This window comes from Microbacterium sp. (genome assembly GCF_041641055.1).
Lineage (GTDB): Bacteria > Actinomycetota > Actinomycetes > Actinomycetales > Microbacteriaceae > Microbacterium.
This window is the reverse complement of the sequence record NZ_JBEPZB010000055.1, coordinates 1-6,664: the sequence shown is the minus strand read 5'-3', so window position 1 is coordinate 6,664 and position 6,664 is coordinate 1. Positions and strand designations below refer to the sequence as shown.

Genomic DNA, 6,664 nt, shown 5'->3' with positions numbered 1-6,664 from the left:
CGCGAAGGTGTGGCCCAGGCGACCGAACGCGCAGATGACCTCGTCCGACACGAGCAGCACGTCGTGGCGGTCGCAGATCTCGCGCACCCTGGCGAAGTATCCGGGAGGGGGCGGGAAGCATCCGCCGGAGTTCTGGACCGGCTCGAGGAACACGGCGGCGACCGTGTCTGCACCTTCGAAGAGGATCATCTCCTCGATGCGGTCGGCCGCCCAGCGTCCGAAGGCCTCGAGGTCGTCGCTCGGGCCGCCCATCTCGGCCGCACGGTAGAAGTTGGTGTTCGGCACCCGGAAACCTCCGGGGGTGACGGGCTCGAACATGGCCTTCATCGCCGGGATGCCGGTGATGGCCAGCGCGCCCTGCGGGGTGCCGTGATAGGCGACCGAGCGGGAGATGACCTTGTGCTTCGTGGGCTTGCCCATCAGCTTCCAGTAGTGCTTCGCGAGCTTGAAGGCGGTCTCGACCGCCTCGCCGCCGCCCGTCGAGAAGAACACGCGGTTGAGGTCGCCGGGCGCCTCGTCGGCCAGACGGTCGGCCAGCTCGATCGCCGCGGGGTGCGCATACGACCACAGCGGGAAGAACGACAGCTCGGATGCCTGCTTCGCCGCTGCCTCCGCGAGCCGGCGGCGTCCGTGCCCGGCGTTGACGACGAAGAGGCCCGCGAGGCCGTCGAAGTACTCCTTGCCCTTCGAGTCCCAGATGCGGTGACCGTCGCCCTTGACGATGATCGGCACGCCGTTCTTCTCCATCGTGGACTGCCGGGTGAAGTGCATCCACAGGTGGTCCTTGGCCATCGCCTGCAGGTCTGCCTCGGACGGGGTCGTGCGGTGCGTGCTCATCTGGTCCCCCAGTTGTAGAGCTGCTTCTGCAGCTTGGCGTAGATGAAGGTCTCGGTCGACAGGACGCCGTCGATCGGTCGGATGCGGTCGTTGATCAGGGCGAGCAGGTCCTCGTCGTCCTCGCAGACCACCTCGGCGAGGATGTCGAACGAGCCGACGGTGATCACGACGTAGTCGATCGCCGCGATGTCGGAGATCGCCTCGGCGACGACCCTGGTGTCGCCGGAGACGCGGATGCCGATCATGGCCTGACGGGGGAAGCCCAGCTGCATCGGGTCGGTGACCGCGACGATCTGCATCACACCGGACTCGGTGAGCCGCTGCACCCGCTGGCGGACGGCCGCCTCGCTGAGCCCCACCTCGCGACCGATGTCGGAGTACGAGCGTCGTCCGTCTTCCTGCAGCAGCTCGATGATCGTCTTGGCGACGTCATCCAGTGGGGGATGCTTCTTGGGGGACATCATGATGCGATCTTCGCACCGTGACGGGCGCTCTTCAACCGATTCCGCAGATTCCCTGACCTCTCAGGGGTGAAACCGCAGATCTGAGATCAGGATTCGATCGGTCCGAGCCACGCGCTCGCGGCCGTGGCGTGCGCGGATTCGGGATCCGAGGGGTGGAACGCCCCCGCGAGGACATCGCGGTACAGCCGGGACAGCTCGTTGGAGGAGAAGTACGAACCGCCTCCGGCGACGAGCATCGCCTGGTCGACGACGTGCTTCGACATCGTGATCGCGCGGTGCTTGACGCCCGAGAGGAGGGTGAACCACCGCGCACCGTTGTCGACCTTCTCGTCGACGTCGCGGGCGAGCGCGGCGATCTGCGGCGGCAGCGCGTCGTACGCGAGTCCCATGTCGGCGATGCGCCAGCGGATGTCCGGATCCTGGCTGTAGGCGGCGCCGGTCTTCTTCGAGCGACGCTGCTGCGCGGTCAGCACGGCGAGGTCGAGCGCGCGGCGCGCGATGCCGGTGTACACGGACGCGAGCAGGATCTCGAAGACGGAGAAGATCCCGAAGACGATCGGATCGGGGTTCGGGCCGGGATCGATGCGGCGCACCACGTGCGCGGCATCCGCCACGGCCCCGTCGAGGCGGGTCGTGCGGCTCTGCGTCGCGCGCATTCCTAGCGTGTCCCAGTCGTCGCCCGTGGCGACCGCGTCGGTGCGGTCGACGAACGCGAACACGAGCTTCGGGGCGTCGGCGCTCGTCGTGTCGAGGCCGTGGAGTCCGAGTTTCGTCCACACCGGCGCGAGCGAGGTGAAGATCTTGGTGCCCGTGAACGCATAGCCGCCGTCGTCGGTGGGCACGGCGTCGGTGTCGCTGCCGAACAGCACGAGGTCGTTGCCCCCTTCACTGATGCCGAAGGCGAACACCTCTCCCGCCGCGGCGCCGTCCTGCACGAACTCGAGCCCGGGGACGCCCCGGTCGGAGAAGACCTTGGCGACGCCGGTCCACACCAGGTGCATGTTGATCGCGAGAGCCGTCGCGGGCGCGGCCGTCGCGAGGCGCTGCTGCAGGACCGCCGCCTCCGCGAGACCGAGCCCTGCACCGCCGCGCTCGACGGGCACCAGGATCGACAGGTATCCGGCGGTGCGGAGCTCGTCGAGGTCCTGCTCGGGGAACGTGTTCTCGCGGTCGTGGATCGGCGCGCGCTCGCGGATGCGCTCGAGGAGGTCGTCCGGCAGGTACGCGGTCGGGTCGAACGTGCTCATGCGAGTGCCTCTCTCAACTGTCGGATGGTCTCGTCCGGCTTGTCGCGGTGCAGCGAATGACCGGCTCCCTCGACCACCGACATCGTGATGAGCGGGTTCGAGGCGAGCACGAAGGCGGCGACATCGCCGGTGAAGATGCTGTACACCTCGGGATCCGAGGCGATGACGTGGGTGGCGACCGTCAGTCGGGCGGCATCCGCGGTGACGTCCCACGGTGTGTTCTGGGCGCTGGTCTGCTCGACGGCCCACGCGCTGGTGCGGTGCACGGCGTCGACCTTGAGCTCGCAGTCCTGCGGGTGCCAGTGCGGATGCTCCTGCTGCACCAGCTCGATCCTGTTGTCGGCGAATGCGCGCTCCTGGCTGCGGCGCACGATCGCGGCGTCCCGTCCGCCGACGAGGATGGCGGGGTCGAGGAGCACGAGTCGGCGGGTCCACTCCGGGGAGGCGGCTGCGGCGGCGGTGCTGGAGGCCCCGCCGAGCGAGTGGCCGATCACGGCATCCCAGGCGCCGCCGTGCGCGGGGAAGGTCGCCGCGAGGTCCGCCCCGTAGGCGGCGACGGAGTAGTCGAGCGCCCGCGGCGCATCGCCGTGTCCGCGGAGGTCCACGGCGGTGGCGTACCAGCCGTCGTCGGCGAGTGCCGTGCCCAGTCGCCACATGAGCGCGGCCGAGGAGCCGAGTCCGTGCACGAGCAGGGCGTGGCGGGCGGATGCCGGGTCGCCCCAGGAGATGCGGGGCAGCGTGAGCGGTGCAGGCATGCCCTCAGCCTACGACCGGGCGCGGGGATCGGGCCGGGCAGGCGGGCCGGGTGGGTCGGCGGGGCTGGTGGGCGAGGTGGGTCAGGCGAGGTGGGGTCAGGCGAGCGGCGGCAGATCGCCGTGCGTGGTGAGCACCCGTGCGGCGGCGGCGTGCCCGGCGGAGAGCCGCTCCGCGAGGTCCGCGTCGTCGAGGGAGGCCGCGAGGAATCCCGCAGCGAAGGCGTCGCCGGCGCCGACCGGCTCGACGACCTCGACGCGCGGAGCAGGGACGAACACCGGCTCCTCGTCGCCGCGGAACGCGGTCGCACCGACATCCCCGTCCTTCACGACCAGGAGGCCGCAGCGAGGAAGGTGCGCGCGGATGTCGGATGCCGTCGCCGTGCCCCAGATCCGCTCGGCCTCGTCGCGACCGACGAAAGCGATGTCGGCGGCGTCGGCGAGGCGGCTGAGGGTGGCGGCGGCATCGTCGCGGGACCACAGGGCGCGGCGGTCGTTCACGTCGAACGAGACCAGTGCTCCGGCCGCGCGGGCGGTGCTGTAGAGCTCGTCGACCATGTCGCGGCACGAGGCGGAGAGTGCGGGCGTGATGCCGGTCGTATGCACGATCCGCACTCCGTCGAGCTGCGCCGGGGTGAGGAAGCCCGGGGCCATCAGCGAGGCGGCGGACCCTCGTCGGTAGTAGTAGACGGATGACGACTCGATGCCGGGGTCCTTGAACATGACGCCGGTGGGAGCAGCCGCATCCGTCGTGGCCCAGAGCTGCACCCCGCGGCGTCCCAGCTCCGTCGCGATGCGCGTGCCGATCGGATCGTCGCCCAGACGCGAGGCCCACGCGGCCGGGTGGCCCGCCGCGACGAGGCCGACCGCGACGTTGCCTTCGGCGCCGGCGATTCCGAGCGTCGCCGTCTCGGTCTCGGCCAGCGGCGCGCCGAGCGCGGTGACGAGGCCCATGGACTCGCCGACGCAGACGACCTCGGGCGTGCGGGGCAGGGGAGAGGACGCGGAGCTCATGAAGGGGTGACCGCCAGGGGTTCGGTGTCGGGGTGCGGACTCGCGTCGCGATGACGCAGGTCGGGGAACGCGCGGACGAAGACGATGGAGACGACCAGCCCCGCGGCGGCGAACAGCGTCGCTGCGAGGTAGGCGCCGCGCGGATCGGAGGCGTCGACCAGGAATCCGGCGACGGCGGATCCGGCCGCGGCGCCGATGAGCTGACCGGTGCCCGCCCACCCGAACGCCTCGGCCGTCTGGCTGAACTTCACGCTCGCCGTCGTGATCGCGAACAGCACGGCGAGCGCGGGGGCGATGCCGATGCCGGCGAGGACGAGTGTGCCGCCGAGCCAGAACACATTCAGGGAGACCATGGTGAGGGCGAGGCCGACCGTGACGATGGCGAGCCGGCGGGCCATGGCCCACGGGCCGATCGGGATGTGCCCGAACGCCAGGCCGCCCGCGAGGCTGCCGACCGAGAACACGGCGAGGACGAGGCCTGCGGCGAGGCTCCCGTGCTCGAAGGTCGCGACGACTCCCACCTCGACGGCCGAGCACGCGCCGATCAGCAGGAATCCGATGACGGTGGCGAGCAGCACAGGAGGCTTGAGGACGACCGTGCCGAACGCGTGGCGGCTGCGCGGGATGCGCACGCGGCCGACCTCGGGGGAGAGGATGAACCACGCCCCGCCGCCCACGAGCACGACGGCGACGAGCAGCAGGCCCTCCGACGTCCCGATCTGGGTCGACACGAGGGTGATCACGACCGGCGCGAGGACCCAGATGATCTCCTGCAGTGAGGCGTCGAGCGAGAAGAGGGGTGTGAGCTGCTTCGCGTTCACGAGCTTCGGGTAGATGGTGCGGACGGCCGACTGGACCGGCGGCGTGGAGAGTCCGGCGATCATGCCGAGGGCCATGTAGCCCGCGACGGTCAACGGCAGCAGGGCGAGGCCGAGCACGGCGACGACGCACACGCTGAGGGTCAGGGTGAGGACCCGGCGCATGCCCCAGGCGCCCATCCACCGGCTGGTGATCGGGCCGGCGACGGCCTGGCCCACACTGGTGGCCGCGAGCACGAGACCGGCGGAGCCGTAGGACCCGGTCTGCTGCTCGACGTGCAGCAGGATCGCCAGCGACGTCATCCCGTTGGGGAAGCGAGCGGTCAGCTGTGCAGCGATCATGCGCGCCACTCCGGGCGTGCGAAGAAGGTCCCGATATCCCGCCACGGGTCCACGCTACCGGGAGCCGGTCACCGTGGTCGAAGCGGGTCCGACGCGACACGCCGCGACACGCCGAATCGTCGATTCCACAGAAAATCGGATGTCCGAACCCCCTCGTATGGTCCCCCCTGTGGATGGATCTCTCCCAGGTGCTTCCCAGCCGCGATTTCTCGCGGTTCGGAGGCGCTGTCAAGGGGCCTGCACCTGTGGAAGAAACGGTGGAGAACCTGTGTTGTACCAGTGGAGAGCGGTGGAAAACTACACGGATGTAACTACTAGCCCTTGTGGTCCCTCTGAATGTCCGCACCTATATGTAGTATTGAGTTCCCGGCGAGGGTCTGCCGGAAAACACCTGCTCGAGGGGGCAGGTCAGAGATTTGAGGGGAAGCGAAAAGATGTCGATCACCGTCTACACCAAGCCGTCCTGCGTTCAGTGCAACGCCACCTACCGCGCGCTCGACGCCAAGGGCATCGAGTACGAGATCCTCGACCTGTCGGAAGACGCCACGGCGCTCGAGCAGGTCAAGGCGCTCGGCTACATGCAGGCACCCGTCGTCGTCACCGACGAGGGTCACTGGTCGGGCTTCCGTCCCGACAAGATCGACGAGCTCGCCTCGCGTCTGGCGTGACCGACCATGAGCGCCGTCGCGACCGCTGCGCCGCTCCTGGTCTACTTCTCGAGCGCGTCGGGTAACACCGCACGCTTCGTCGAGAAGCTCGGGCTTCCGGCCCGACGCATCCCCCTTCACCGCCAGGACGAAGAGCTCGTCATCGACGAGCCGTACGTCCTGGTCACCCCCACCTATGGCGGGGGTGAGGGGCGCGGCGTCGAACGAGGCGCGGTGCCCAAGCAGGTCATCCGGTTCCTCAACGACGAGCGCAACCGGCGTCATATCCGCGGAGTCATCTCGGCGGGAAACACCAACTTCGGCGACTCGTTCTGTCTCGCCGGTGACATCATCAGCCGCAAGTGCAACGTGCCTCACTTGTATCGGCTCGAGATCTTCGGCACACAAGACGATGTTGATCGCGTGAGCGACGGATTGGAGCGACGGTGGGTACCGCAGTTGACGAGCAGGCAGGAGCCGACTCAGTGACGGATACGGTGGCGTTCAAGATGAACCCGACCTACGAGGGCCTGGACTATCACG

General features: G+C 69.3%; 8 protein-coding genes. 2 read left to right on the top strand and 6 right to left on the bottom strand.

Annotated elements, in window-relative coordinates; genetic code table 11:
• The 6 genes from ACESK8_RS17700 to ACESK8_RS17675 all read right to left on the bottom strand — a co-directional run.
• On the bottom strand, positions 1 to 837 hold an 837-nt coding region (locus tag ACESK8_RS17700; protein ID WP_372969807.1), incomplete at its 3' end, for an aminotransferase class III-fold pyridoxal phosphate-dependent enzyme.
• The gene (locus ACESK8_RS17695; protein WP_372969806.1) at positions 834 to 1,301 is read right to left on the bottom strand and encodes an Lrp/AsnC family transcriptional regulator; all 468 of its coding nucleotides are present in this window, start codon (positions 1,299 to 1,301) and stop codon (positions 834 to 836) included. The genes ACESK8_RS17695 and ACESK8_RS17700, both read right to left, overlap by 4 nt.
• A gap of 86 nt (positions 1,302 to 1,387) precedes the next feature.
• Entirely contained in the window at positions 1,388 to 2,548 is a 1,161-nt protein-coding gene (locus ACESK8_RS17690) for an acyl-CoA dehydrogenase family protein (RefSeq protein WP_372969805.1), read from the bottom strand.
• Positions 2,545 to 3,303: an alpha/beta fold hydrolase gene (locus ACESK8_RS17685; protein ID WP_372969804.1), complete on the bottom strand. Its 759-nt coding sequence runs from the start codon at positions 3,301 to 3,303 to the stop codon at positions 2,545 to 2,547. The genes ACESK8_RS17690 and ACESK8_RS17685 overlap by 4 nt, the downstream gene beginning before the upstream one ends.
• A gap of 96 nt (positions 3,304 to 3,399) precedes the next feature.
• Positions 3,400 to 4,314: a sugar kinase gene (locus ACESK8_RS17680; RefSeq protein ID WP_372969803.1), complete on the bottom strand. Its 915-nt coding sequence runs from the start codon at positions 4,312 to 4,314 to the stop codon at positions 3,400 to 3,402.
• On the bottom strand, positions 4,311 to 5,474 hold the full coding sequence (locus ACESK8_RS17675; RefSeq protein ID WP_372969802.1) for an MFS transporter: 1,164 nt from the start codon (positions 5,472 to 5,474) through the stop codon (positions 4,311 to 4,313). Before ACESK8_RS17675 ends, ACESK8_RS17680 begins: the two co-directional genes overlap by 4 nt.
• Before the next feature lie 434 nt (positions 5,475 to 5,908).
• On the opposite strand from ACESK8_RS17675, the gene nrdH reads away from it, so the two are divergent.
• Together nrdH and nrdI are read left to right on the top strand one after the other, a co-directional pair.
• Complete coding sequence (nrdH, locus tag ACESK8_RS17670; RefSeq protein WP_042537838.1) at positions 5,909 to 6,142, top strand: glutaredoxin-like protein NrdH; 234 nt, start codon at positions 5,909 to 5,911, stop codon at positions 6,140 to 6,142.
• A 6-nt stretch (positions 6,143 to 6,148) separates the two neighbouring features.
• A complete protein-coding gene (nrdI, locus tag ACESK8_RS17665; protein WP_060926866.1) occupies positions 6,149 to 6,610 on the top strand; it encodes a class Ib ribonucleoside-diphosphate reductase assembly flavoprotein NrdI in 462 nt (153 codons plus the stop codon).
• The last annotated feature ends 54 nt before the right edge of the window (positions 6,611 to 6,664 follow it).